At 74.4% G+C, this 24,154-nt stretch carries 21 protein-coding genes; 10 read left to right on the top strand and 11 right to left on the bottom strand.

The genetic code is table 11. The annotated features are described in order from the left end of the window. Both AC0VX4_RS10655 and crtX read left to right on the top strand, forming a co-directional pair. Positions 1 to 552, top strand: a complete 552-nt coding sequence (locus AC0VX4_RS10655; RefSeq protein WP_475464354.1) for a DUF2238 domain-containing protein — start codon at positions 1 to 3, stop codon at positions 550 to 552. Then, on the top strand, positions 549 to 1,340 hold the full coding sequence (gene crtX, locus AC0VX4_RS10650; protein WP_475464353.1) for a C50 carotenoid glucosyltransferase CrtX: 792 nt from the start codon (positions 549 to 551) through the stop codon (positions 1,338 to 1,340). Before AC0VX4_RS10655 ends, crtX begins: the two co-directional genes overlap by 4 nt. Here crtX and AC0VX4_RS10645 read toward each other — a convergent pair. After that, on the bottom strand, positions 1,325 to 3,010 hold the full coding sequence (locus tag AC0VX4_RS10645) for an SDR family oxidoreductase (protein ID WP_475464352.1): 1,686 nt from the start codon (positions 3,008 to 3,010) through the stop codon (positions 1,325 to 1,327). The genes crtX and AC0VX4_RS10645 overlap by 16 nt on opposite strands. A gap of 134 nt (positions 3,011 to 3,144) precedes the next feature. Here AC0VX4_RS10645 and AC0VX4_RS10640 point away from each other — a divergent pair, with 134 nt between their 5' ends. After that, the gene (locus AC0VX4_RS10640) at positions 3,145 to 6,576 is read left to right on the top strand and encodes a DEAD/DEAH box helicase (protein WP_475464351.1); all 3,432 of its coding nucleotides are present in this window, start codon (positions 3,145 to 3,147) and stop codon (positions 6,574 to 6,576) included. A 157-nt stretch (positions 6,577 to 6,733) separates the two neighbouring features. Then, complete coding sequence (locus tag AC0VX4_RS10635) at positions 6,734 to 7,984, top strand: aminotransferase class I/II-fold pyridoxal phosphate-dependent enzyme (protein WP_475464350.1); 1,251 nt, start codon at positions 6,734 to 6,736, stop codon at positions 7,982 to 7,984. Positions 7,985 to 8,017: 33 nt separating this feature from the next. On the opposite strand, the gene AC0VX4_RS10630 is transcribed toward AC0VX4_RS10635, so the two are convergent. Continuing rightward, positions 8,018 to 9,313: an acyl-CoA dehydrogenase family protein gene (locus AC0VX4_RS10630; RefSeq protein WP_475464349.1), complete on the bottom strand. Its 1,296-nt coding sequence runs from the start codon at positions 9,311 to 9,313 to the stop codon at positions 8,018 to 8,020. A 1-nt stretch (position 9,314) separates the two neighbouring features. Beyond that, complete coding sequence (locus tag AC0VX4_RS10625) at positions 9,315 to 10,682, bottom strand: acyl-CoA dehydrogenase family protein (RefSeq protein WP_475464348.1); 1,368 nt, start codon at positions 10,680 to 10,682, stop codon at positions 9,315 to 9,317. Positions 10,683 to 10,900: 218 nt separating this feature from the next. Between AC0VX4_RS10625 and AC0VX4_RS10620 the strand changes: the two genes are divergently transcribed. Continuing rightward, on the top strand, positions 10,901 to 12,373 hold the full coding sequence (locus AC0VX4_RS10620) for an outer membrane protein assembly factor BamB family protein (RefSeq protein ID WP_475464347.1): 1,473 nt from the start codon (positions 10,901 to 10,903) through the stop codon (positions 12,371 to 12,373). A 25-nt stretch (positions 12,374 to 12,398) separates the two neighbouring features. Here AC0VX4_RS10620 and AC0VX4_RS10615 read toward each other — a convergent pair whose 3' ends face one another. The 7 genes from AC0VX4_RS10615 to AC0VX4_RS10585 form a co-directional block, all read right to left on the bottom strand. Beyond that, entirely contained in the window at positions 12,399 to 12,812 is a 414-nt protein-coding gene (locus AC0VX4_RS10615) for a DUF805 domain-containing protein (protein ID WP_060775187.1), read from the bottom strand. Positions 12,813 to 12,822: 10 nt separating this feature from the next. Further along, the gene (locus AC0VX4_RS10610; protein WP_230955747.1) at positions 12,823 to 13,428 is read right to left on the bottom strand and encodes a hypothetical protein; all 606 of its coding nucleotides are present in this window, start codon (positions 13,426 to 13,428) and stop codon (positions 12,823 to 12,825) included. Between the two features lie 56 nt (positions 13,429 to 13,484). Continuing rightward, positions 13,485 to 14,246: a class I SAM-dependent methyltransferase gene (locus tag AC0VX4_RS10605; RefSeq protein ID WP_475464346.1), complete on the bottom strand. Its 762-nt coding sequence runs from the start codon at positions 14,244 to 14,246 to the stop codon at positions 13,485 to 13,487. A 190-nt stretch (positions 14,247 to 14,436) separates the two neighbouring features. Continuing rightward, the gene (locus AC0VX4_RS10600; RefSeq protein ID WP_002857382.1) at positions 14,437 to 14,949 is read right to left on the bottom strand and encodes a GNAT family N-acetyltransferase; all 513 of its coding nucleotides are present in this window, start codon (positions 14,947 to 14,949) and stop codon (positions 14,437 to 14,439) included. Between the two features lie 79 nt (positions 14,950 to 15,028). Continuing rightward, complete coding sequence (locus AC0VX4_RS10595; protein ID WP_475464345.1) at positions 15,029 to 15,442, bottom strand: VOC family protein; 414 nt, start codon at positions 15,440 to 15,442, stop codon at positions 15,029 to 15,031. A 45-nt stretch (positions 15,443 to 15,487) separates the two neighbouring features. Then, entirely contained in the window at positions 15,488 to 16,813 is a 1,326-nt protein-coding gene (locus AC0VX4_RS10590) for an MFS transporter (RefSeq protein ID WP_475464344.1), read from the bottom strand. Then, positions 16,810 to 17,538 carry a class I SAM-dependent methyltransferase gene (locus AC0VX4_RS10585; protein WP_060775192.1) on the bottom strand — a complete coding sequence of 243 codons (729 nt, stop codon included), beginning with the start codon at positions 17,536 to 17,538 and terminating at the stop codon, positions 16,810 to 16,812. Before AC0VX4_RS10585 ends, AC0VX4_RS10590 begins: the two co-directional genes overlap by 4 nt. A 297-nt stretch (positions 17,539 to 17,835) precedes the next feature. On the opposite strand from AC0VX4_RS10585, the gene AC0VX4_RS10580 reads away from it, so the two are divergent. Genes AC0VX4_RS10580 through AC0VX4_RS10565 form a run of 4 tightly spaced genes read left to right on the top strand, consistent with a single transcriptional unit; the run spans position 17,836 to position 22,568 of the window. Continuing rightward, complete coding sequence (locus AC0VX4_RS10580; RefSeq protein WP_060775193.1) at positions 17,836 to 19,185, top strand: O-acetylhomoserine aminocarboxypropyltransferase/cysteine synthase family protein; 1,350 nt, start codon at positions 17,836 to 17,838, stop codon at positions 19,183 to 19,185. 1 nt (position 19,186) lies between these two features. Then, positions 19,187 to 20,497 carry a cystathionine gamma-synthase gene (locus AC0VX4_RS10575; protein WP_060775194.1) on the top strand — a complete coding sequence of 437 codons (1,311 nt, stop codon included), beginning with the start codon at positions 19,187 to 19,189 and terminating at the stop codon, positions 20,495 to 20,497. Beyond that, positions 20,494 to 21,540 carry a putative oxygenase MesX gene (locus AC0VX4_RS10570; RefSeq protein WP_145033516.1) on the top strand — a complete coding sequence of 349 codons (1,047 nt, stop codon included), beginning with the start codon at positions 20,494 to 20,496 and terminating at the stop codon, positions 21,538 to 21,540. Before AC0VX4_RS10575 ends, AC0VX4_RS10570 begins: the two co-directional genes overlap by 4 nt. After that, a complete protein-coding gene (locus AC0VX4_RS10565; RefSeq protein WP_145033519.1) occupies positions 21,537 to 22,568 on the top strand; it encodes a methionine synthase in 1,032 nt (343 codons plus the stop codon). The genes AC0VX4_RS10570 and AC0VX4_RS10565 overlap by 4 nt, the downstream gene beginning before the upstream one ends. A gap of 16 nt (positions 22,569 to 22,584) precedes the next feature. Here AC0VX4_RS10565 and lysE read toward each other — a convergent pair whose 3' ends face one another. Next, positions 22,585 to 23,199: an L-lysine exporter gene (gene lysE / locus AC0VX4_RS10560; protein WP_145033522.1), complete on the bottom strand. Its 615-nt coding sequence runs from the start codon at positions 23,197 to 23,199 to the stop codon at positions 22,585 to 22,587. A 71-nt stretch (positions 23,200 to 23,270) separates the two neighbouring features. Here lysE and AC0VX4_RS10555 point away from each other — a divergent pair, with 71 nt between their 5' ends. Further along, positions 23,271 to 24,146: an ArgP/LysG family DNA-binding transcriptional regulator gene (locus AC0VX4_RS10555; RefSeq protein ID WP_145033525.1), complete on the top strand. Its 876-nt coding sequence runs from the start codon at positions 23,271 to 23,273 to the stop codon at positions 24,144 to 24,146. Positions 24,147 to 24,154 lie beyond the last annotated feature (8 nt).

The following is a 24,154-nucleotide window of genomic DNA, read 5'->3' as shown; positions in this document are numbered from 1 at the left end:
ATGCTGCCGCTGATCCCCGCAGACCTGTTGCGCGCGCTCGGCCTGATCCTCGTCCCGGTCGCGGCGGTGCACGCCGGATGGCCGTCCGCGGCGGCGATGCTGCTCGTGCTCGGCTCCCAGTGGCTCACCCGCTGGCTCGCCCCGGGCGGCGCCCTGGACTGGGCCGCGCAGACGGTCCTGCTGCTGGCCGGGTGGCTGAGCGTCATCGGCCTCTACCCGCGGGTGCCGTGGCTGGACCTGCTCGTGCACGCCGCCGCCTCCGCCGTGGTCGCCTGTCTGACGGCACTGGTGGTGGGGGCGTGGCTCCGGCGTCGGGGGACCGAGGCCGGGCAGGCCGTGGCGCTGCTCGGTCGGGGCCTGGCCGGGCTGGGGATCGCGGCCGCCGCCGTGGCCCTGGGCGTGGTGTGGGAGCTGGCCGAATGGTGGGGGCACACGGCGGTGACCCCCGAGATCGGTGTGGGCTACACGGACACCATCGGCGACCTCGCCGCCGATCTCGTCGGCGCCGGGGTCGGCGCCGCCCTCGCCGTGCGCCGGGAGCGCACCCGGTGACCCCGGCCCGCCCCACGGTCTCCGTGGTCGTCCCGGTGCTCGACGACGCCGACCACCTGCGCGTGTGCCTCGCACTGCTGGCCGCCCAGAGCCGGCCGGCGCTGGAGGTGGTGGTGGTGGACAACGGCTGCGTGGACGACTCGGCGGTGCTCGCCCGCGCCGCCGGCGCGCGGGTGGTGCACGAGCCGCGCCGCGGGGTCCCGGCCGCGGCGGCCGCCGGCCTGGACGCCGCAGTGGGGGAGCTGCTGGTGCGCTGCGACGCGGACACGCGGATGCCCGCGGACTGGCTCGAACGGATCGTGGCCCGGTTCGACGCCGACCCCGGGCTCGATGCCCTCACCGGGCCGGGGACCTTCCACGACCAGCCCGGCCTCCGGGGACGGGTGCGGGCGGCGCTCTACACCGGCGCGTACCGCTGGGGGGCGGGCGCCGCGGTGGCGGCCACCCCCGTCTGGGGCTCCAACTGCGCCCTGCGCGCCGAGGCGTGGCAGGCTGTGCGGACCCGCGTCCACCGCGAGCGCGGGGACGTGCACGATGACCTGGACCTGTCCTTCCAGCTGGCCCTGGCCGGCCGCCGGATCCGGTTCGATCCGGACCTGCGGGTGGAGGTCGCCGGGCGCATCTTCCACTCCCTGCGCCAGCGGGTGCGGCAGGGCCGGATGGCGGTCACCACCCTGCAGGTCAACTGGGCCCGGCTGTCCCCCGGGCGGCGGTGGCTGCGCCGGGCGGCCCGGGCACGCCCCCGGCCCCACTGGGGGCGTGGCCCCGACGGTCAGTCCCGCGACTGAGCGCCGCCGGCGCCGCGGGCTCGCCTGTCCAACGGGTTGCGACGCAGGGGCAGCCGGTCCACCAGCGGCCGCAGCAGGCCGCGGGTGCGGGGACGCTCGCCGCCGTCGTGCCGGCGCTGGGCCTCGGCCAGGATGTTCGCGGCCATCTCCGGGAACACCACGGCGTGGAAGGGCAGGATGGCGGTCCAGTAGGCGCGTCCGAGCAGGCCGTCCGGCATGAAGACCGCCCGCTGGCGGTAGACGGAGCCTCCGCCCTCCCGCGGCTCGGTGGCCAGCTGCAGCCAGGCCCGCCCACCGGCCTTCATCTCCGCCCGCAGCGTCAGCCGCCGCCCCGGCTCCACGTCCTCCACCCGCCACCAGTCCACGGCGTCGCCGCGACGCAGGTGGTCCGGGTCCCGCCGGCCGCGGGTCAGGCCGGGCCCGCCGACCAGCTTGTCCATCAGCCCGCGGATCTTCCACAGCAGCGGGGTGGAATACCACCCGTTGGCGCCGCCCACCGACTCGATCACCGGCCACACCTCCTGCGCGGGCAGGTCGGACTCGCGCTCGCGCTCGTCCGTGTAGACCGTGGTGCCGGCCCACTCGGGATCCGAGGGCAGGGGGGCGGCCGGGTCCGCGGAGCTCTGGAGGTCCGCGTCGAAGGTGACGTCCAGGGGGCCCTCCTTCTCCCGCTTCAGCGCCAGCCGCACGGCGTCCATGTAGGAGGTCAGCCCGCCCGGCGGGTCCGGGATGAGGTCGCGGACCGAGCGGTCCTCCACGACCGCCTCCTCGGCGAGGGATGCGGCCAGGGGCAGGGCCACCGCGACCGGGATGGGGGTCACCATGCCGATCCAGAAGCCCGCCAGGGTCTTCAAGGGCAACGGGGTGGGGATCACGATGCGTCGGGACAGGCCGGCGGCCTTGGCGTAGTCCACCAGCACGCTCGCGAACGACTGGGGGTGTCCGTTGCCGATCTGGGCCCTCAGCTGCACGGGCTCCGGGAGGGCGCAGGCCTGCAGCAGGTAGTACAGGACGTCGCGGATGGCCAGCGGCTCCACCCGGTTCCTCAGCCAGGACGGGCCGGGCATCACGGGCAGCCGCTCGGCGAGGTGGCGGATCATCTCGAACGAGGTGGAGCCCGAGCCGATGATCACCCCGGCCTCGAACGTCAGCGCCGGGGTCGCCGCCCGCTCGAGACGCTCGGCCACGAGGGCGCGGGAGCGCATGTGGTCGGACAGCTCCGCGACGGGGACCGTGTCCGGGTGCAGGCCGGAGAGATAGACGAGCTGGGCCACGCCGGCCGTGTCCGCGGCGGTGCCCACGATGTCCGCGATCCGCTGCTCCTGGGCCACGAAGTCGCCGCCCCCGCCCATGGAGTGCACGAGGTAGAGCACGGTGTGCACGTCCTGCATGGCGGCTTCGACGAGGTCCGGCTCGGTGAGGTCGAGCTCCACCGCCTCGATGCTGTCCGACCACGGCCGGTCCGCGAGGTCGGAGGGGTTCCGGGCGCCGGCCCGGACGTCGAAGCCGGCGGCGAGCAGCTCGGGGATGAGGCGCCCGCCCACGTACCCGGTGGCACCGGTGACGAGGACGCGGCGACCCCGGCCTTCCGGCAGGGACAGGCCGAGGGGGGAGGTGTGGGACGCCGGCGTGGCACCGGCGGGGACGGGGGAGGGCTGTGTGGACGCCATAGGCGCACTCTAGGGTCCGGGGCGGGCCGGCCTGAAGGTCTCGGGTGTTGGACCCGGGAACGGGGTGGGCGGCGTGCCACCGGGTCGGCGTCGGCCGGAGCGGGCCCGGCACGGTCCGTGAAAGACTGCTCGCTATGGCCACTGCAGATTCCGGAGACGTCCTGCCGCACCTGCGCACCGAGGCCATCCGCGCCGTCGTCGGGCCCACCAGTGCGGACCGCGGCTTCGCCGTGGCCGCGTCGGGCGCCGTGGGGCGCCTGCGCTACGACGCCGCCACCGGCCGCCTGAGCGCCTCCGTCCAGGGCACCGCGCCCAGCCCCTACCGGGTGCAGGTGCAGCTGCAGGAGGCCTATGACGACGCCGCCGAGGACGGTGCCGGCGCCCTCATGGAGCCGGTGGGCGGGCGCTGCACGTGCCCGGTCGGGACGGACTGCAAGCACGTGGCCGCCGCGCTCTACCAGGTGGTCCGCCTCGACGCCGACCAGGCCCTCGACGACGCCCGCCGCAAGCTCGCCGAGATGGTCACCACGGCGGACGCGCTGCCCGCGCCCGCCGGACGGGGCCACGACGACGGCGGCCCGGCCGGCCTCGACGCCCCGGCCGCGGACGGGGCGGCGCCCCCACCCGCTGCCGGCCTGGACTGGCGACGGGTCATGGAGCCGCTGGCCGGGCTCGACGGTCCGCGCCGGCTGGGCACGCCGCCCGCGCTGGCGATCGGCGTGGAGCTCGTGGCCGAGTCCTCCCGCAACGCGTTCCAGCAGTGGGGCCCGGCGACGGCCGGGGAGGAGCAGGTGCGCGAGGGCCGCCCGCTGTACGTGACCGTGCGCCCGCTCAAGCGCGGGGCCAAGGGGACGTGGATCAAGGGCGGGCTGACATGGAAGGCGTTCCAGTTCCCGCGCGCCGAGTTCGCCCCCGCCCAGGAGCGGGCGATGCGCCTGGTCTGGCGTCAGGTCCAGGCCGAGGACTCCTACCCGGGCGACGCCTGGTTCGGTCTGCACGTCTTCGACTCCCCGCGGATCTGGCAGCTGCTCGCGGAGGCCCGCGAGGTCGGGGTGGAGCTCGTGCCGCTGGGGCTGCTGACGGACGTGGTGCTGGAGGCGCCCGCCGCCGTCGGGCTGGACGTCACCCGCGCCCCCGACGGCGGCCTGGACGTGGCCCCGGCCCTGGACCCGGCCCCGCCCGTCCCCGGGCTGAGCGGTGTGCACGCCGTGGGCGGCATCGGCTTCTACCGCGTGGAGCTCACGGACGAGGAGGCCGTGCTCCACCTGATCCCCGCCGAACGCCCCGTCCCCGAGGCCGTGCAGCAGCTCGTGCTCGCCGGCGGGCCCGTGCGCGTGCCCGCCGCGGACCGCGAGGAGTTCCTCGGCCGGATCTACCCGCGGCTGCGTGGCGCCCTGCCCGTGACCAGCGGCGACGCCTCCGTGGAGCTGCCCGAGTTCGAGCCGCCCGTGCTGCGGCTGCGCGCCGACTTCCGGCCCGACCACGAGCTCGTGCTGCGCTGGTCCTGGCTCTACTTCGACCCGCCCCGCGAACTCGGCCTCGACGCCGGCGGCGACCCGCTGCGGGACACCCGGCACGAGGACGCGGTGCTGCGCGCCGTGGCCGAGCTCTGGCCGCGCGCCGGCCGCGCCGAGGAGCAGGTCCTCGAGGGCGTGGGCGCCGCCCGGTTCTCCGAGCAGGTGCTGCCGCTGCTGCAGCGCGCCGACCACGTGCGCGTGGACGTCACCGGCGACCGCCCCGACTACCGCGAGCTGAAGGCCGCCCCGCGCATCGAGGTCGGCACGAAGGCCACGCAGAACGACTGGTTCGACCTGGGCGTGCAGGTCTCCGTGGACGGGCACGTGCTGCCGTTCGTGGAGCTGTTCACCGCGCTCGTGCAGGGCAGGACCACGCTGATCCTCTCGGACGGCTCCTACCTGGGCCTCGACCACCCCGCCTTCGACCGGCTGCGCGCCCTGCTCTCCGAGGCCGCCACCCTGCAGGAGTGGACCCCGGAGCACACCCCCGTCTCACGGCACCAGGTGGGCTTCTGGGAGGACCTCAAGGAGCTCGCGGACGAGGTGGACGAGGACCCGGAGTGGACCGCCGCCGTCGGGCGTCTGGCCGCCGTCGAGCGCCTCCCCGAGGCCCCCCGCCCCGCCGGCCTGAAGGCCGACCTGCGCCCCTACCAGGAGGAGGGCCTGCGCTGGCTCGCGTTCCTGTGGGAGCAGGACCTCGGCGGGATCCTGGCCGACGACATGGGCCTGGGCAAGACCGTCCAGACCCTCGCGCTCTTCGCCCACGCACGCCAGGCCCGGCCCGAGCGGCCGCCGTTCCTCGTGGTCGCGCCGAGCTCCGTGGTGTCCGTGTGGGCGGCCGAGGCCGAGAAGTTCACCCCGGACCTCGACGTGCGCGTCCTGGACACCACCACCCGCAAGCGCGGCACCGCCGTGGCGGACGAGGTGGCGGGGGCGGACGTGGTGGTCACCAGCTACACGCTCCTGAGGATCGACGCCGGCCAGTACGGCGGACTCGACTGGGGCGGGGTGGTCTTCGACGAGGCCCAGTTCCTGAAGAACCGCGCCGCGAAGGTGCACACGGTGGCCCGCGACCTGCGCGCCCCCTTCCGGCTGGCCATCACCGGCACGCCGATGGAGAACTCCCTCAGCGACCTGTGGGCGCTGCTGGGCGTCGTCGTGCCGGGCCTGTTCCCGAGCCACCGCCGGTTCCGCGAGACCTACGTGACCCCCATCGAGACCGGGGAGGACCCCGAGCGGATGGCGGCCCTGCGCCGCCGCGTGCGCCCGTTCATGCTGCGCCGCTCCAAGGAGCTCGTGGCGAAGGACCTGCCGCCCAAGCAGGAGCAGATCCTCCAGGTGGAGCTCGAGCCGGCCCACCGCAAGCTCTACGACCGCGTGCTCCAGCGCGAGCGCCGCAAGGTGCTGGGGCTGCTTGGAGACATGGACGGCAACCGGTTCACCATCTTCAAGTCGCTCACGCTGCTGCGGATGCTGGCGCTGGCGCCGCAGATCGTGGACGACCAGTACGCCTCCGTGCCCAGCTCCAAGCTCGAGCGGTTCCTCGACGACCTCACCGAGGTGATCGGCGAGGGGCACCGCGTGATCGTGTTCAGCCAGTTCACGAGCTTCCTGCGGGTGATCGCCGAGGAGCTGGACCACCTGGAGATCGAGCACGCGTACCTCGACGGCTCGACGCGCGGGCGCGCCGACGTGATCCGCGGCTTCCGCGAGGGCGAGGCGCCGGTGTTCCTGATCTCCCTGAAGGCGGGCGGCTTCGGCCTGACCCTGACCGAGGCGGACTACGTGTTCCTCATGGATCCGTGGTGGAACCCCGCCGCGGAGGCGCAGGCCGTGGACCGGGCGCACCGGATCGGGCAGGAGCGGACCGTGATGGTCTACCGGCTCGTGTCCGAGGGGACGATCGAGGAGAAGGTGCTCGAGCTGCAGCGGCGCAAGGCCGAGCTGTTCGGCGCGCTCATGGACGAGTCCGACGACTCCGGCGCCGGCGCCTTCACCGACTCCCTCACCGCCGAGGACATCCGGGAGCTGCTCGGCGCCGAGGAGTGAGGGTCCCGGCGGGGCGGGCCGGACGTTTTCGTTCGGGAAACGGCGGCGTGTCGAGACGTTTTCGTTCGGGAAACGGCGGCCCGCCCGGCCGTTTCGTCAACGAAAGTCCTCCCCGGGGCGCCGTTTCCCGAACGAAAGCGGGGGGTAGCCTCAGGCCATGCGTCGCCCGTCCCGTTCCAGTGCCCCCGCCCCCGCCAGCACCGTCGCCCCCGCCTTCGCGCCGTCCGCCCGGTCGCAGGTGCCGCCGTTCACGGTGATGAGCATCCTCGGCCGGGTCGCCGAGCTGCGTGCCGCCGGCCACGACGTCGTCAGCCTGTGCGCGGGGGAGCCGGGCGGGGGCGCCCCGCCCGCCGTCGACGCCGCGGCCGCCGCCGTCCACGCCTCCGGCCGTGCCCTCACCTACACCCCGGCGCTGGGCCTGCCGGAGCTGCGGGCCGCCGTCGCCGGCCACTACCGCCGCTGGTACGGGCTCGACGTGCGCCCCGAGCAGGTCGCGATCACCACGGGCTCCTCGGGGGCGTTCATGCTCGGCTTCCTCGCGGCGTTCTCCCCGGGGGACCGCGTGCTCCTGCCCCGCCCCGGCTATCCGGCGTACCGCAACATCCTCACGGCGCTCGGGGTGGAGGTGGTGGACGTGGACGTCGACGCCGGCACCCGCTACCAGCCCACGGTCGCCCACCTGGAGGCGGCGCTCGCGGAGGGCCCGGTCGCGGGGCTCGTGCTCGCCTCCCCGGCCAATCCCACGGGCACGATGGTCAGCGCCGACGAGCTCGCCGAACTCGCCCGCTGGTGCGAAGAACACGGTGTGCGGCTCGTCTCGGACGAGATCTACCACGGCATCGTGCACACGGACGGGCAGGGGCCCGGCGCCTGCGCATGGCGCACCTCCCGCACCGCGCTCGTGGTCAGCTCGTTCTCCAAGTACTGGGGCATGCCCGGTTGGCGGCTGGGCTGGATGCTCCTGCCGGACGACCTCGCCACCACGGTCGACGGCCTCGCCGGCTCGGTCGCCCTCTGCCCGCCCGCCGCGGCCCAGGAGGCGGCCGTCCACGCGTTCAGCGAGGAGTCCTACGCGTTCTGTGCCGAGCAGGCCGGCGGCTTCACGGCGACGCGCGGCGTCGTGCTGGCCGCCCTGCCCCGGCTCGGCTGGGCCGACGCCGCCCCCGCCGACGGCGCCTTCTACCTGTGGGCCCGCCTCGCCCCGGGCATGCTGGCGGAGTTCGGCAGCGCCGTCGGCTACTGCGCCGCCCTGCTGGAGGAGGCCGGCGTCGCGCTGACCCCCGGCGACGACTTCGACGCCGTCCACGGGCCCGAGTCCGTCCGCCTCTCCTTCGCCGCCGGCCCGGACGCCGTCCACGAGGCGCTCGAGCGGATCGCCGCCTGGCATGCGGCGCGCGGCCTGGCCTGACGGGCTCCGCCGCGAGCCGCTCCGGCCGACGCCTCAGCCGCCCAGCCGGTAGTGGCGCTCGAGCGGCGTGCCGTTGACGGCCCGGTCGCCGAGCAGTCGGGCGCGGTAGATCAGCGGGTTGTGGCTGGCGAGCACCCGCGCATTGCGCCAATGCCGGTCCAGCCCGCGCGTGCGCAGGGTCGCCGAGGCCCCGCCCACCTCGAACAGGCGGGTCGCCGCGTCGAGGGCGGCCCGGGCGATCACCTGCTGGGCGGCGTAGACGGCGGTGTACACCGCGTCCACCTCGGCCTCGGCCAGGGGCGCGCCCGCCGCCTCGGCCCGCAGCGCCCGATCCAGGGGCCCGACGACGGCGTCGAGCGCCGCCTGCGCCCCGAACGCGGCGGCCTCCAGCTCGCCCACCACCTGCAGCACCTGCGGATCGTCGCCGGGCCGCGGGGCCGCACCGTGGGAGAAGCCGCGCGTGCGTCCGGCCACGTAGGCCGCCGCGTCGCGCGCGACGGCGCGGGCGATGCCCGTCAGGCCCACCAGGTGGACGAACTGGAAGATCGCCTGCGAGGCGAAGATCGACGAGCCGTCGTCCAGGGACTGGCCCACCGGCGTGAGCTCCTCCGGATCCACCACCACGTCCGTGAACTCCGTGGTCCCCGAGGCGGACAGCCGCTGACCGAATCCGTCCCAGTCGTCGTGCAGGGTCACCCCGGGGGCGTCCGAGCGCACGGTCGCCGCGCGCTCGGCACCGTCCTCGTCCTCGACGACGACGATCGTCCAGTCCGCGTACAGCGTCCCGGTGGAATAGGCCTTGCGACCGTTGACCACCACCGAGCCGTCCGGACGCGTCGTCAGGCGGGTCTCGTAGTGGCCGGCGCGGTTGCCGATCTCCGTGGTCGCGTTCGCGACCGTCTCACCCGTGGCGAAGCGGTGCAGCCACCGCTCGCGGCGCGGTCCGTCCGGCGAGCCGAGCACCGTCTCCACGTTCACCACGTGCACCCGCAGGGCCTGCAGCACGTTCGAGTCGGCCTCGGCGAGCTCCACGTACAGGCGCGTGGCCTCCGGGAACGTCAGTCCGGCCCCGCCCGCGTCCTCGGGCACGCGCAGGCCCGGGAAGCCGGCGGCGGCGAGGCGGTCCGTGGCCTCGCGATCGGTCACGCGTTCACGGTCCCGCTCGGCGGCGGTCTCGGCGAGCCAGGCGAACACGGGGGCCAGCCGTGCGCGGGCGGCGAGGAACTGGGGCCGGTCGGCCGGGTGCGCGGTGGTCGGCGCCCCCGAGTCGGTGGTCCCGACGTCGGCGGGACGGGAGATCGTGTCGGTGCGGTCGGTGGTCGTCGTCATCTCACTGCTCCTTCGGGGCGGCGGGGGTCGAGGGGGACGGGAAGGCGCTGTCGTGGGACGGATCGGCGCCGGCGGACGATGCGGTCTCGACCGCGTCCGCGCTGTGCGGGGCGGGGGTGCCGTGCAGCAGGCACTCCCCGATCTGGCGGCGGCGGTGCGGCAGGGGCGTGTGACTGGCCAGCACCCGGGCGTTGCGCCAGTGCCGGTCGAGTCCCGGGCCCGCGACGACGGCCGACGCCCCGGCCGTCTCGAACAGATCGGAGGTCAGCCGCAGCGTCAGGTCGGCCGCCACGGAGGATGCCGAGGCCGCGGCGACCCAGGCCTCCGTGTGGGCGGCCTCGAAGGCCTCCGCGGCGCCGTCGTCCGGGGACTCGGTCGCGGCCACGCCGAGCGCGGGCGCCGCACCGGCCGCGGCGGTGTACGCCGCCTCGAGGGCGGGGACCGCGCCGAGGACCACGGAGCGCAGCGCGCGCACCTGCGCCGCGGCGGCCCCGAGCTGGTGCTGCAGGACCGGGTCGTGGGCGGGGCTGGCGCTCGCGGCGTGCTGGTAGGAGCGGGAACGGCGGCGGAGGATCTCGGCGAATTCGTCGAGCGCGCGCTGGGCGATGCCCGCCTGGGTGGCCGCGAGGATGAGCCACAGGAACGGGTAGCCGGGGGCGGCGGCGGGGCGCTCCAGGTCGACGCGGCGCCAGGCGGGGGCGGGCGCGTCGGTGTAGACGGTGGTGCCGGAGGCCGTGCCGCGCTGGCCGATGCCGTCCCAGTCGTTGCGGGCCTCGACGCCCGGCCCAGTCACCTCGACGACGAGGGGCTGCAGGGCCCCGGCGTCGTCGTGGGCGGCGACCAGGGTCCAGTCCGCCAGCAGGGTGCCGGTGGAGTACTGCTTCGTGCCGGTCAGCAGGAACGCCTCCGGGTCGCGCGGGTCCCGGCGGGCCGTGACGCCCGGCAGGCCGGTCGCGGCCGGCGGGTCCACGAGTGCGTTGGCGAAGACCTTCCCGGCGGCCACCTCGTCCAACCACCAGTCGGTCAGACGCGGGTGGACGTCGCGGGCGACCTGCTCCGTGAACATGAAGTGCCCGTGGAGGGCCTGGGGGAGGTTCGCGTCGGCCGCGGCGAGGTCCACGAGCAGGTCGAGGAGCTGCGTGAGGGTCGCGCCGGAGCCGCCGCGCTCACGCGGCAGCCGGAGGGCGGTGAAGCCGGTCTCGGCGAGCAGGCGCACGGCCGCATGGGGCGCGACGGCCGCGTCCCGCCGCCTGGCCTCGTTCGCGGCGATCCGGGCGAAGACGGGGGCGAAGCGGGCTCGGAGTTCTGCGGTGTCGGGGGCGTCGGCGGCGGAGGTCGGTGCGGGACGGGCGAGGACGGGAGTGGTCATGGGCGGTCCTTCCGTGGGCAGGTGGGCCGACCGTAGGCATCCGCGCCGGGCCCGGCCCAGCCCGCCGACGGGTGGCGTCACGTGCCGGTTCCCGAGACGGGGGCGCGCCGTCGGCGCCGCCGGGATGACGGGCAGACGCCCCCGTCGTATTGCGAATGATCCGCAACAGTCTTTATTGTGAATCAGTCGCATCTTCTCGCCCTCGTGAAAGGCTCCCCGTGTCCCACTCCGCCCCGCAGCACCGTTCCACGCGCACCGCCGCCTTCTCCGCCACCCTCGCCGCCGCGGCCATCGCCCTGTCGGCCTGCGGCGGGGACGCCGCCCCGTCCGGCCCGACGTCGGCCCCCTCCTCCGCCTCGGACGGCGCCGAGTCGCCGGCGGGTGAGGCGACGGCGGCCTCCTCCGTCTCCGAGGAGGACCGCGTCGACCCGATCCGGACCACCGAGGTCTCCGCGGTGACCCCGCGCATCCTGCTCTCGCACGAGGACGGGCTCACGCTGCTCGACGCCGAGTCCGGTGAGGTGGTGAAGGAGCAGGACGTCCCGGGCTTCACGCGGCTGAGCAACGCCGGCAACGGCAAGGACGTCCTGGTGACCACCGGGAACGGCTGGGAGGTGTTCTCCACCGGCATCCAGGCCAAGGCCCACGGCGATCACGTCCACAACTACGAGTCCGCGCCCGGCATGACCGGTGTGACGTTCCCGGGCGAGCACCCCGGCCACGTCGTCACCCACAACGGCAGGACCACCCTCTTCGCGGACGGCACGGGCGCGATCCGCACCTTCGACTCGGCCCACCTGGACAAGGCGACCCCGGACCTCCTGCCCGTCATGACGGAGGCCGAGACCGAGGACCCGCACCACGGCGTGGCGCTCGAGCTCTCCGACGGCACCCTCTTCACCACGCAGGGCACCGAGGACTCCCGGAACACGCTCCAGGTGATCGACCCGAAGACCGGCGAGGTCACGGCCGAGACCGACGACTGCCCCGGCAGCCACGGCGAGGCCGCGGCCCAGCCGACGGAGGCGGGCGACGTCGTCGTGATGGGCTGCGAGAACGGGCCCGTCGTGTACCGGGACGGCGAGTTCCACAAGGTGGACGTCGAGACCGAGTATCAGCGCTCCGGGAACCTGTTCGGGCTGCATGACTCGCCCATCGTCCTGGGTGATCACAAGGTCGAGGAGGAGCCGGAGGAGGCCGTCGAGCGGCCCACGGCGATCGCCCTCATCGACACCCGCACCGATGAGCTCACCACCGTGGACCTCGGCTCCTCCTACTGGTTCCGCTCGCTCGGCCGCGCCGAGGACGGCTCCGCGGTCGTGCTGACCTACGACGGCGAGGTCACCGTGATCGACGAGGAGACCGGTGAGGTCACCGCCGAGCACCCGGTGATCGAGCCGTGGAAGGAGAAGGACGAGTGGCAGGAGCCCGGCCCGATCCTGAAGGTGGCCGGGAACACCGCCTACGTCACCGACGCGGAGGCCCAGAAGCTCGTGGCCGTCGACCTGGAGACCGGTGAGACCGTCCTGGAGAAGGACCTGGAGTTCGCCCCGGTCGAGATGGCCGTGGTCACCGGCCAGCCGGAGTCCGTGAAGCCTGAGGAGGCCGCGGACGCCGAGTCCGGCCACGACGAGCACGCCGACCACGATCACGGCCACGAGTCCGACGAGCACGCCGACCACGATCACTGATCAGGTCGGGCCAGGGGAGTGGGGGTCAGCGCCGCGCGGCCGTGGCCCCCGCCGGAACCGGGTCCGACGCATCGGCGGGGTGTCCGAGGCGGGGGGCGGACGGCTGGAGCGCGAACACGAGCAGCGTGAGCGGGCCGACGAACGGCACCAGCCCGAGGAACAGCCACGCTCGGCTGAAGCCGGCATCGTGGAGGCGCCGGGCGAGTAGGGCGAGCGAGGGGAGTGCGTGCGTGATCCCCACCAGGAGGATGGCCGCGTCGCGGAGGGACAGGTCCGGCGAGCCGAGGACGAACACGTCCAGGGCGGTGGACACGAAGCGCACGGCGGCCTGCAGGAGCCACACGTAGAGCGCCGCGAGCCAGAAGTCGGCGCGGGAGGCGCGCCCGCTGAACTGCACGTAGCCGGCGTAGTAGCGGCCAATGGCCTGAAGCATGTTCATGGTCCGGCCCTCAGTCCTGCTGAGGGGACGCCAGCAGCCCCTGTGCCGCGACGATCCCGAGCATCGCAGCCCCCGCTGCGGCCGCCCCTGCGGGCCCGGCCACGGGATCGCCGAGAGCCGCGAGTACGGCACCCGCGAGCCCCAGCACGGCCATCGCCCCGCCGATCCACCAGAACACCGGGGCCTGGAATGCCCGAGCGAACGGGAGGAAGTGGCCACCCACCACGGCGGCCACCAGGGCGATCTGCGCCGTCGGTGCGTCGAGTCCGAAAGCCACCAGGCGGGTCACGGGGAGGAGCGCCAGCATTGTGACGACGGCTATCCCGTAGACGCGCAGCGCGCCGCGGGCGGGCGTCGGCACGGTGGGCAGCACCCGCCGGCGCAGCAGCACCACCACCAGGGTGAAGCTGATGAGCGAGATGGCGACGCCCCGCAGCGTGCCCTGGTGCTCTGCCGGCAGCCCCGCGATCCCGCCCGACAGGAAGGCGCCGCCGCCGATCACCCCGATCAGCCCGCCCGACACCACCGGGTGCCGGAGGTGGCCGATCCCGCGGACGGGCGGGCCGTCGTCGTGGTGGGTCGGCCGCACGGGGCGGGCCGTGGTCGTGTCCGTCATGGTTCCCCCTCGCATCACGTGTGACATGCGTCATCCTGCCATGACGGGTGGACGGGTCAGGCCCCCTGTGGACAGGCCTCGATGATCATCAACGGGTGCTCCGCCGCGTCGAATGGGCGGCCGTGCCAGTCGCTCCAGACGCGGTCCACCGCCAGCCCCGCCGCCGCGAGGTCCTGGGTCACCTGCTCCACGGAGCGGAACTGCAGGTGCTCCTTACCCTCGCGGACCACGCCCTCGTCCGAGTACTCGGTGCGCCATCGGTGCACGACGACGCCGTCCGCATCCGGCGCGCTCGTCGCCTCGGACTCGACGAGGCGACCGGCCGCGGTCGTCCGTTCCGTGGGCTCCTGCTGCCAGTCCTCCCAGGCACGACGGACGGGGTTGCGGGTCTCGAACAGCAGCCGGCCGCCGGGGGCCAGGCCGGCGGCGATGCGCTGCAGGGCGTCGTGCCAGTCCTGGCCGATCAGGTGCATCGCCACGTTCCCGCTCATGATCACCAGGTCCGCCGACGCCGGCTCGATCAGCTCCGCGGTGCCCCGCCGCCACTCGACGCGGTCCCCGCCGGGGCGCGCCCGGGCGACGCGCAGCATGGCCTCGGCCGGGTCGATCCCGACGACGGCGCGGTCATCGCCGGTCAGCGTCACCGTGAGCGATCCGGTGCCGCAGCCGAGATCGACGATCCGCCGGGCGCCGGACTCCTGGGCCGCCCGGCGGAAGTACGCGTGGTCCTCTCCGGGCGGGTTGTCGAGGTCATAGAGGGCGACGACGCGGGCGTCATCGTAGGCGCGGCGGTTCGTCTCGGCCGGGTCCGGATGCATGGACGGCACCGTATCGTGAAGATGACCGCATGCACCGCCAGCTGGACCACGAGGAGTTCGGCCAGCGGCTCGAGGGCTGAGCCGCCGCGGTCTGCCGCGCCCACGCCACGAAGACGCAGAAACGCCTGGCCGGCTGGGCGCAGGGCGTGTCTCCTCAATGGGCGCGCACCCATGGCGGCAGTTCAGTTCGTCATGCCTCTTGACCGTGGCTGCTGTAGACCACGATCGGCGCCCCACGGGGATCACACGTGCTCTTCCACACGGTCATGCCGATTCGTTCGGCCACGCGACGGGAAGCCATGTTGTCGGGGTTGATGATCGCGGTGACCATCGTTGCGTCCAGGGTCTCGAACCCGTATCGCAGGCAGGCAGAGGCCCCCTCGGTTGCCAGTCCCTGTCCCTGGCGTTCTGGCAGGACGTGGTAGCCGACCTCGAGGACCTCCTGGCCGTCGACGTTCTGCCAGGTCAGGCCGCAGTCACCGATGAAGTCGCCGGTGGACCGGTGTTCGATGACCCACAGACCGAACCCATGCTTGGCGTAGTTGTCCTTCGACCAGTTGATCCAGCGCCGAACCTCGTTGCGCGACTTGGCACGCGGGTAGTAGCGCATGACCTCCGCGTCTCCGAGGAGCCTGCACATGTCGTCGAGGTCAGCGTCGGTCATGCACCGGAACGTGAGTCGATCTGTGGGTTGCGGGATCACCCGACGACCTTACCGTCGGCACTGAACCGGCTTCTTGTCCTCGACATGTGCGTGAAACCGCCCCCGCGGCCTGCCGCGCTCACCCCACGAAGACGCAGAAGGGGTGGCCCGCCGGGTCCGCGAACACGTACAGGGGCTCGTCCTCGTCGTCGGAGCGGTCCAGGACGAGGCGCCCGCCCAGGCGCAGGGCGTGGTCGTGGGCCGCGTCGAGGGACTCGCGGTCCGGCACGGTGAAATCCAGGTGCAGCTGCATCGGCACCTCGGGTGACGGCCACGTGCTGGGCTGCAGTTCCTCGGTGCGCTGGAATGTCAGGACGCGGCGGCCGTCATCGTCCAGCAGCACGAGCCAGTCCGCGCTGTCCGGCTCGCGACCGTCCGCGAGCTCGTCGCCCGCGCGGTAGTGGAGGCCGAGGAGCTCGCGGTAGAACTCCGCGACGGAACGGATGTCGACGGCGTCGATCACCGGCTGCTGGAGCACGGGACGGGTGACCATGGCCACACATTAAGCGACCTCGGTGCCCGCGTCAGCGTCTCGGCCTCAGTCGACGTCGTCGCGCCCCGCATCCACCCACCGCGCGGCCGGCACGACGGCGGCCAGCGAGACCACCGCCAGGACCTGCCACCCCGCGAGCGCCCAGCCGACCCCGAGCGTCGCCCCGAGCGCACCTCCCGCGAGGGTCGCCAGCGGCACGGAGCCCCGGGTGAGGGTGCGGCGCATCGCGGTGACCCGCCCGAGCGTGCCCTCGGGGCAGGCGCGGGCGGTCACGGCGGCCTGGGTGATGTTCCCGAGCAGGACCATGAACCCCCAGAGGGCGGCGCCGGCCAGCAGCCACGGCCCGGCATGAGCGCGGTCGGCGTAGGCCAGCAGGTGCAGCCCCACGGCCACGGCGCAGCCGACCGAGCCGAGGAGGATGCACCGGCGTTCGCCCAGCCGGTCGATGGCCCGGCCCGCCAGGGACGAGGCCGCTAGTGCCCCGACCGCGCCCGCGGTGATCTGGACGCCCAGGAACTCCGGACCGAGCCGCAGGTCGGTCAGGATCCCGACCGCCTCGACCGGCGCGAAGAGGGCCATGCCCACGTTGGCGGCCACCGACCCCATCGTCAGCAGCCACAGGACCGGGGTGCGCCGCAGGACCGTCCACCCCTCCGCGGCGTCCTTCCCGAACCGGGCCCAGCGGGACAGGACGTCCGCGACGCCGGGGTCCCCGTCGTCGTCCGGAACGCCCGCCGCGGCGGAGGGCCGCAGCCGTACCCGGAGCGCGACGATCGCCGCCGCGAAGAGGAATGCCGTCGCGATGCCGAGCACGGGCCCTGCGCCCAGCGACCCGACGAGGACGCCCGCCGCGGCGGGCACGATCAGCACGAGGGCGGCGTCGGCGGACTCGAGCCGCGCCGTCAGGCGGGCGACGGCGGTGGCCGGCGCGACGCGCGGCACGAGCGCGGTCTGGGTGGTCTCGGCCAGCACCGTGAGCACGCCCAGCAGGGCCATGACGGCGGCGAGGTGACCGAACGTGAGCGCGTCGAGCGCCCACGCCACGACGAGCGAGCCGAGCACCGCCGCCTTGGCGAGGCCGGTGGCCGCGAGCAGCCGCGGGCTGAGGTGTCGGTCCACCACGATGCCGATGGGCACGCCGAGCAGGAGGAATCCCAACCCGGAGAGCGTCATCAGCACGCCCATGCCGTCGGCGCCCACGCCGAGCAGGAGCACCGCCAGGACGTCCAGGGCGACGTCCGTGGCGGACCGGCCACCCGCGTCGAGGGCGTTGGAGGCGACCAGCCACCGCGTCCGTCCTCCCGGTGGCGGGGGCGTCCCCGTGTCAGGGCCGCGGGGGTCAGGCGTCTGGCGACGCGGGTCGGTGCTCACCGCCACACGTGGAGCAGGTAGCCGTAGCTCAGTGACGTCTCTGCGGGGTGCTCGGCGAGCCACGCGTCGGCGACCCCTCGCTCGAACTCCAGCCGCAGGACGGCCTCGAGGTCGGCGCGGGAGTCGAAGGTCCACGAGCTCATGACCTCGCGGGTCTCGGCCCCGATGCCGGCCCACCACTTGCGGGCGTACGTGTCCTGGCCCTGCGCCGCGGCGTTCGTGCTCGCCCGCAGCAGCTCGGCGAACTGGCCGCGCTCGGTGTCGTTGTCGATCACCACGAGCGCGCCGCCGGGCCGCAGCACCCGGGCGACCTCGTCGAGGCCGGGCCGGACGTCCCAGCGCGGGTGCGGGAAGAAGTACGCGAACCGGGCGTGCACGACGTCGATGCTCGCCTCCGGCAGCGGGATCCGCTCGGCCGAGCCGTAGAGCACGCGTGCCCCGCCGGGGCGGGCGCGGGCGGCCCCCAGCAGGCGCACGTCCGGCTCGACGGCGATCGTCTCGGCCGCGTCGGCGTAGCGGGGCAGCCAGAAGCCGGTGCCCGCACCGAGGTCGAGCAGCGTCCGCCCGGTCCAGGGCGCCGCCTCCTGCAGCGCCGCCCAGAGGGCGCCCTCACGGTCCATGGCCGCGTTCTCGATCTCGTACAGCGCCGGGTCCACGCCCTGGTTGCCCGAGGGCCGGAAGTCGGGCAGGTCCGTGGCCGGTCCGCCCGGTGTGCTCTGTGTCATGCCCGGGAGTCTGACACACCCCCCCCCTCCACGCCGGTTCGTCACACGGGTCTGCCTCGGCCCGCCGCGCCCCGGAGAGGCTCCGGCCGGTCCTGGATGGCGCGGTGGCGGCTCATATGACGTGGGAGCCGGCCGTCCGCTGGACTCGCGGCGGCCCACCGCGTGGGATGGGCTCACCACCCATCCAGAGCGGCCGAGAGATCTGGCTCGACGACGCCGCAGCAACCCGCCCGCCGCACCCGGACCCCCGGGAACGGCAGGCCCGGTGCTACCGCCAGGACCGATGGAGGAGAGCAGATGCCCCGTCACGCCACACAACAAGTCCACGCCGGCTACGAGCCCGCCGCACCCCACCGGCCGGTCGTCCCGCCCATCCACCAGACCACGGCGTTCCGTTTCCCGGACCACGCCACGGCGGCATCGATGTTCCGGCTCGAGACCCCCGGCTTCACCTACAGCCGCACGGGCAACCCGACCGTCGCGGTGTTCGAGAACCGCCTCGCCGCGCTGGAGGGCGGCATCGGCGCGATCGCTACAGCCACCGGCCAGGCCGCCGTCGCGCTGTCCCTGCTGGCGCTGCTGCAGGGCGGCAAGCACCTGGTCGCCTCCAGCCAGCTCTACGGCGGCACCGTGGACCTGCTGACGGACACGTTCGCGGACTTCGGCATCGAGGTCACCTTCGCGGACCCGGCGGACCCGCCCGCGTGGGCCGCCGCGGTCCGGCCTGACACCCGCGCGTTCTTCCTCGAGGCCATCACCAACCCGCTCGCCACCCTCCCGGACCTGCCCGCGCTCGCGGACCTCGCCCACGCGGCCGGCGTGCCCGTGGTGGTGGACAGCACCCTCGCGACGCCGGCCCTCTACCGGCCGCTGGAGCACGGCGCCGACGTCCTCGTGCACTCGGCCACCAAGTTCCTCGGCGGGCACGGCGCGGTGCTCGGCGGCGCGATCGTGGACGGCGGCACGTTCGACTACGGCGCGGCGCCGGACCGGTGGCCGCAGCTGGCCCGGCCCAAGGCCCGCTACGGCGGGCAGACGCTGGTCGAGCGGCACGGCCGCGGCGCCTACCTGACGCTGACCCGCAGCAAGTTCCTGCACGACCTCGGCCCCACCCTCGCCCCCGCGAGCGCGGCGCAGTTCATCCAGGGGCTCGAGACGCTCGACCTGCGCGTGGCCCGCCACACCGCCACCGCCCTGGCCGTGGCCGAACACCTGGCCGGGCACCCCGCGGTCGCGCGGGTGCACCACCCCGGCGTGGCCGGACATCCCAGCGCGGCGCTGGCCGCCCGCGACTTCCCGGACGGCGTCGGCTCGGTGTTCTCCTTCGACCTGGCCTGCGGTCCCGAGGCCGTGGCCCCGTTCCTCGACGCGCTCGAGCTGTTCCAGCTGGTGGTCAACGTCGGCGACGCCCGGTCCCTCGTCTCCCACCCGGCGACCATGACGCACTGTCGCCTGACGCGGCAGCAGCGCGAGGCCGCCGGGATCGCCGAGACCACCGTCCGGCTCTCCATCGGGCTGGAGTGTCCCGACGACCTGATCGCGGACCTGGACCATGCCCTGGCCGTGGTGACCGCCGCCGGGCCGGCCGTCCCCGCCACCACGCCCGCCGTCCCCGAGACCGCCGCCGTCACCCAGGAGGTGCGCTGAGATGACCGCCGTCCACCACACCACCCGCTCCGTGTCCCGTCCCGCCGTCCGCGGCTTCACCACCACCGCCGTGCACGCCGGCCAGGAGCCCGACCCGCTGACCGGCGCCGTGGTGCCGCCGATCTACCAGACCAGCACCTTCGTGCAGGACGGCATCAACGTGCTGCGCGCCGGGCACGAGTACAGCCGCGGCTCCAACCCGACCCGGAACGGCTTCGAGACCCAGCTCGCCGCCCTCGAGCACGGCGACCGGGCGTTCGCGTTCGCCTCCGGGCTCGCCGCCGAGGACGCCCTCCTGCGGGCCGTGCTGCGCCCCGGCGACCACATCGTGCTGGGTGGCGACGGCTACGGCGGCACCCACCGCCTCATCACCACCGTCCTCGAGCCGTGGGGCGTGTCCAACACCCCCGTGGACATCACCGACCCGACGGCGGTCGCCGCGGCCGTCCGCCCCGGCCGCACCGCGCTGCTGTGGGTGGAGACGCCGTCCAACCCGCTGCTCGGCATCGCGGACCTGGCCGCCTGGGCGCAGATCGCCCACGACGCCGGCGCGCTGCTGGTCGTGGACAACACGTTCGCCTCGCCCTACCTCCAGCGGCCCCTCGACCTCGGCGCGGACGTCGTGGTGCACTCCACCACCAAGTACATCGGCGGGCACTCGGACGTGCTCGGCGGCGCCGTGGTGGTGGCCGACCGCGAGTTCCGCGGCCGGGCGCTGGCCGAGGCGGTGGCCTACCAGCAGTTCGCCGCCGGCGCGGTCGCCGGCCCGCAGGACTCCTACCTCGCCGCCCGCGGCCTCAAGACGCTCGGCCTGCGCATGGACCGGCACGGCGCCAACGCCGCCGCCCTCGCGGGCTGGCTGCAGGGCCGCCCCGAGGTCGCCCAGGTCTTCTACCCCGGGCTGCCCGACCACCCGGGCCACGCGCTCGCCGCGCGGCAGATGGACGGCTTCGGCGGCATCGTCTCCGTGCGGTTGGCCGGGGGAGAGGCCGCGGCCCGCGCGTTCGCCGAGGCCACCGAGCTGTTCGCGCTCTCGGTCAGCCTCGGCGGGGTCGAATCGCTGCTCTGCTACTCCTCCGAGATGACCCACGCCTCCGTGCGGGGCACGCCCCTGGCCGTCCCCACGGACCTGGTCCGGCTCTCCGTCGGCATCGAGGACGTGGCCGACCTGCAGGCGGACCTCGAGGCCGGCCTCGAGTGCGCCGCACGCGTCGCCGCCGGCCGCGGGGCGTCGTCGTCGTCCGCGGTGCCCCGTCCCGCCCCCGCCCACCACCGCACCACCCGCGCCCGCACCCCGGAGAGGACCCGATGAGCCACGCCACCCTTGTCCCGAGCACCGTTCCCACCCGCGTGGACGACCTGACGTTCAGCATCCACACCACGCCGTTCGACGAGGACTACACGCCCGCCGCCAGCACGCGCGCCACCACGAACTTCGCGAACCTCGCCCGCGGTGCGGACCGGCGGGAGAACCTGCGCGCCGCCCTGGCCATGATCGACGGGCGCCTCAACGACCTCGCCCCCTGGGACAACCCGGAGCGGGACCGCTACACGGCACGGATCGAGATCGTCTCGATCGACGTGCACTTCACCGCCGACGAAGGCGCGGCCGTCGACTTCCCGCTCATGGAGATGCTCGACGTGCGGGTGGTCGAGCGCGCGACGGGCGCCGTGCTCGGCTGCAGTGTGGGGAACAACTTCTCCTCCTACGTCCGTGACCACGACTTCTCCGTGGTGCTGCCCGCGCACGCGGCGACGTCGCCGGGGACCGAGGAGCCCGACGGCTTCGGTGACCTGCACGGGCGGCTGTTCCGGCACCTGCTCGACTCGCAGGCGTACCGGGAGCGGTTCCCGCAGCCGCCCGTGATCTGCATCAGCGTGTCCACGAGCCGCACCTACCGGCGGCTGACGAACGAGCACCCGGTGCTCGGGGTCGAGTACCGCCAGGACGAGCCCTCCCGCACGGACCGCTACTTCGGCCGGATGGGCCTGGGGATCCGGTGCTTCCTGCCGCGCGGGGCCGTGGCGCCGTTGGCGTTCTACTCGCGGGGCGACCTGCTCAACGACCACGCGAACCTCTCCCTGGCCGGGCTGATCGCCACCATGGAGACCTTCCAGCGGATCTACCGGCCGGAGATCTACAACGCGAACGCCGGGGCCGGCGAGCTCTACCGGCCGCGCCTGGACCACGGCGACTTCTCGCAGACCCGGATCGCCTACGACCGCGAGGAGCGGGCCCGCCTCGGCCGGGAGCAGGGGGAGTACACGCAGGAGCACTTCGTGGGACCGCACCGCGACCTGCTGGAGCGCTGGGCCACCGCCCACGCCGCACGAGACACCGAGGAGACCCGATGACCACCCTGATCCCCACCGCCCTCGTCGGCAGCCTGCCGAAGCCCGGCTGGCTCGCCGAGGAGGAGACGCTCTGGTCGCCCTGGAAGCTCGAGGGGGAGCAGCTGCGCGAGGGCCAGCTCGACGCGCTCGCCCTCGCCGTGGCCGACCAGGAACGCGCGGGCATCGACATCGTCTGCGACGGCGAGCAGACCCGCCAGCACTTCGTCACCACGTTCATCGAGCACCTCGGCGGCGTGGACTTCGACCGGCGCGAGACGGTGCGGATCCGCGACCGGTACGACGCGAGCGTGCCGACCGTCGTCGGGGAGGTGGGCCGACCGGCGCCGGTGTTCGTGGACGACGCGAAGGCCCTGCGCGCGCGGACGGACCGGCCCATCAAGTGGACCCTGCCCGGGCCGATGACCATGATCGACACCCTCGCCGACCGCCACTACGGCAGCCGCGAGAAGCTCGCGTGGGAGTTCGCGCGCATCCTCAACGAGGAGGCGCGGGAGCTGGCGGCGGTGGGCGTCGACGTCGTGCAGTTCGACGAGCCCGCGTTCAACGTGTTCTTCGACGACGTCCGCGACTGGGGCGTGGCGACGCTCGAGCGCGCGGCCGAAGGCCTGACGTGTGAGACGGCCGTGCACATCTGCTACGGCTACGGGATCAAGGCGAACAACGACTGGAAGGCCACGCTCGGGGAGGAGTGGCGCCAGTACGAGACGTCGTTCCCCCTGCTGCGCGAGTCCACGATCGACACGATCGCCCTGGAACGGCACCACTCCCGGGTGCCGGCGGAGCTCATCGGCCTGCTGCGCGGCAAGAAGGTGATGGTCGGCGCGATCGACGTGGCGAGCGACGAGATCGAGACACCCGAGGAGGTCGCCGCGACCCTCCGGGAGACCCTCGAGTTCGTGGACGCGGACAAGCTGATCGCGAGCACCAACTGCGGCATGGCGCCGCTGGCTCGCTCGGTGGCGCGGGACAAGACGGCGGCGCTCGTGGCCGGCGCGCAGATCCTCCGGGAGGAGCTGGGCGGGGAGTGAGGGGGGCGGTGCCGGCTCACCCCCACACGCCGGAACCGGCGATGAGCCGGACCGCGAGCACCGCCATGACCACCGCGATCACCACGTCCACCACGCGCCACGCCTTCGGGTCGGCGAGCACCCGGGCCAACAGGCGCGCGCCGTAGCCGAGCGCGGTGAACCACAGGACCGAGGCGGCGACGGCGCCGGCGGCGAAGACCCACCGTGCGTCGGGACCGTGCTGGTTGGCGAGGCTGCCCAGCAGCACCACGGTGTCCAGGTAGACGTGCGGGTTGAGCCAGGTCAGCGCGAGCGTGGTGGCGATGACCGACCCCGCGGTGCGCGACGCCTGCTCGGCCACGAGCCCCTGCGGGCGCAGCGCGGCACGCAGGGAGGAGACCGCGAACCAGAGCAGGTACAGGGCGCCGCCCCAGCGCAGCACCTCGAGCAGCCACGGCACGGCCCGCACGAGCGCGCCCACCCCGGCGGTGCCGGCCAGGATCAGCACGGCGTCCGAGGCCATGCACACCAGCACGACGGCGCCCACATGCTCCCGGCGCACGCCCTGGCGGAGCACGAAGGCGTTCTGGGCGCCGATGGCGACGATGAGGGCGAGTCCGGTGAGCAGGCCGGTGCCGGCGAGGGTCCACATGGGTGAGGACGCTAGGGCCCGGCCAGGCCTGAGCCAAACGAAGAGAACTGCAGGTGCCTAAGCTCTGCTTCATGAACCTGGATCAGCTGCAGGCGCTGCGTGCGATCGCGGACGAGGGCTCGTTCGAGGCGGCCGCGTACGAGCTCGGCGTCAGCGCCTCCGCGGTCAGCCAGCGCATCCGCGCCCTGGAGCGGCAGGTGGGCCAGGTGCTGCTCCGGCGCGGCACACCCTGCGAGCCGACCGAGGCCGGCGTCGGCCTGGTGCGCGTGGCCCGGCACATGCGGGTGCTCGAACAGGAGGCGTGGGCCGGGCTGGGCCGCACGGCGGCCGGGCGCAGCGTCACCTCCCTGGCCGTGCCCGCCGACGTGCTGGGCACGTGGTTCGGGCCCGTCCTGGCGGAGGCCGCCGACTGGGACGACACGGTCCTGGACCTGCACGTCGAGGACCAGGACCACAGCGCCCAGCTGCTGCGCCGCGGCGAGGTGCTGGCCGCCGTCACCACGGAGCCGCAGCCGGTGCAGGGGTGCGCGGTGGAGCCGCTGGGGAGCATGCGCTACGTCCCGCTCGTGGCGCCCGCCCTGCTCGCGCGGCATGCGGCGGGCGACGTCGTCGACCTCGGCGCGATGCCCATGATGCGCTACAACGCGAAGGACGACCTGCAGCGCCTCGCGCTGAGCGGCGCCGGACTGGACGTCGCCCCGCCCACGCACCTGGCGCCGTCGTTCGACGGGTTCCACCGGTCCGTCCGGGCCGGCCTGGGGTGGGGGATGCTCGTGGACGCCCAGGCCGTCGAGGACGTGCGCGCCGGCCGACTGGTCCGCGTGCCCGGGCTCGACGACGTCCTCGTGCCCCTGTACTGGCAGGCGGCCACGCTGCCCGTGACGCGCCTGGTGCGGCTCACGCGGGCGGTGCGGGAGGCGGCCCAGCGGACGCTCGAGCGGGGGTGAGGCGGCGC

The organism is Micrococcus sp. 63XJN7_8_ISO-PGPR-S23-253 (assembly GCF_056173425.1).
This window is presented reverse-complemented; position numbering and strand designations above follow the sequence as displayed.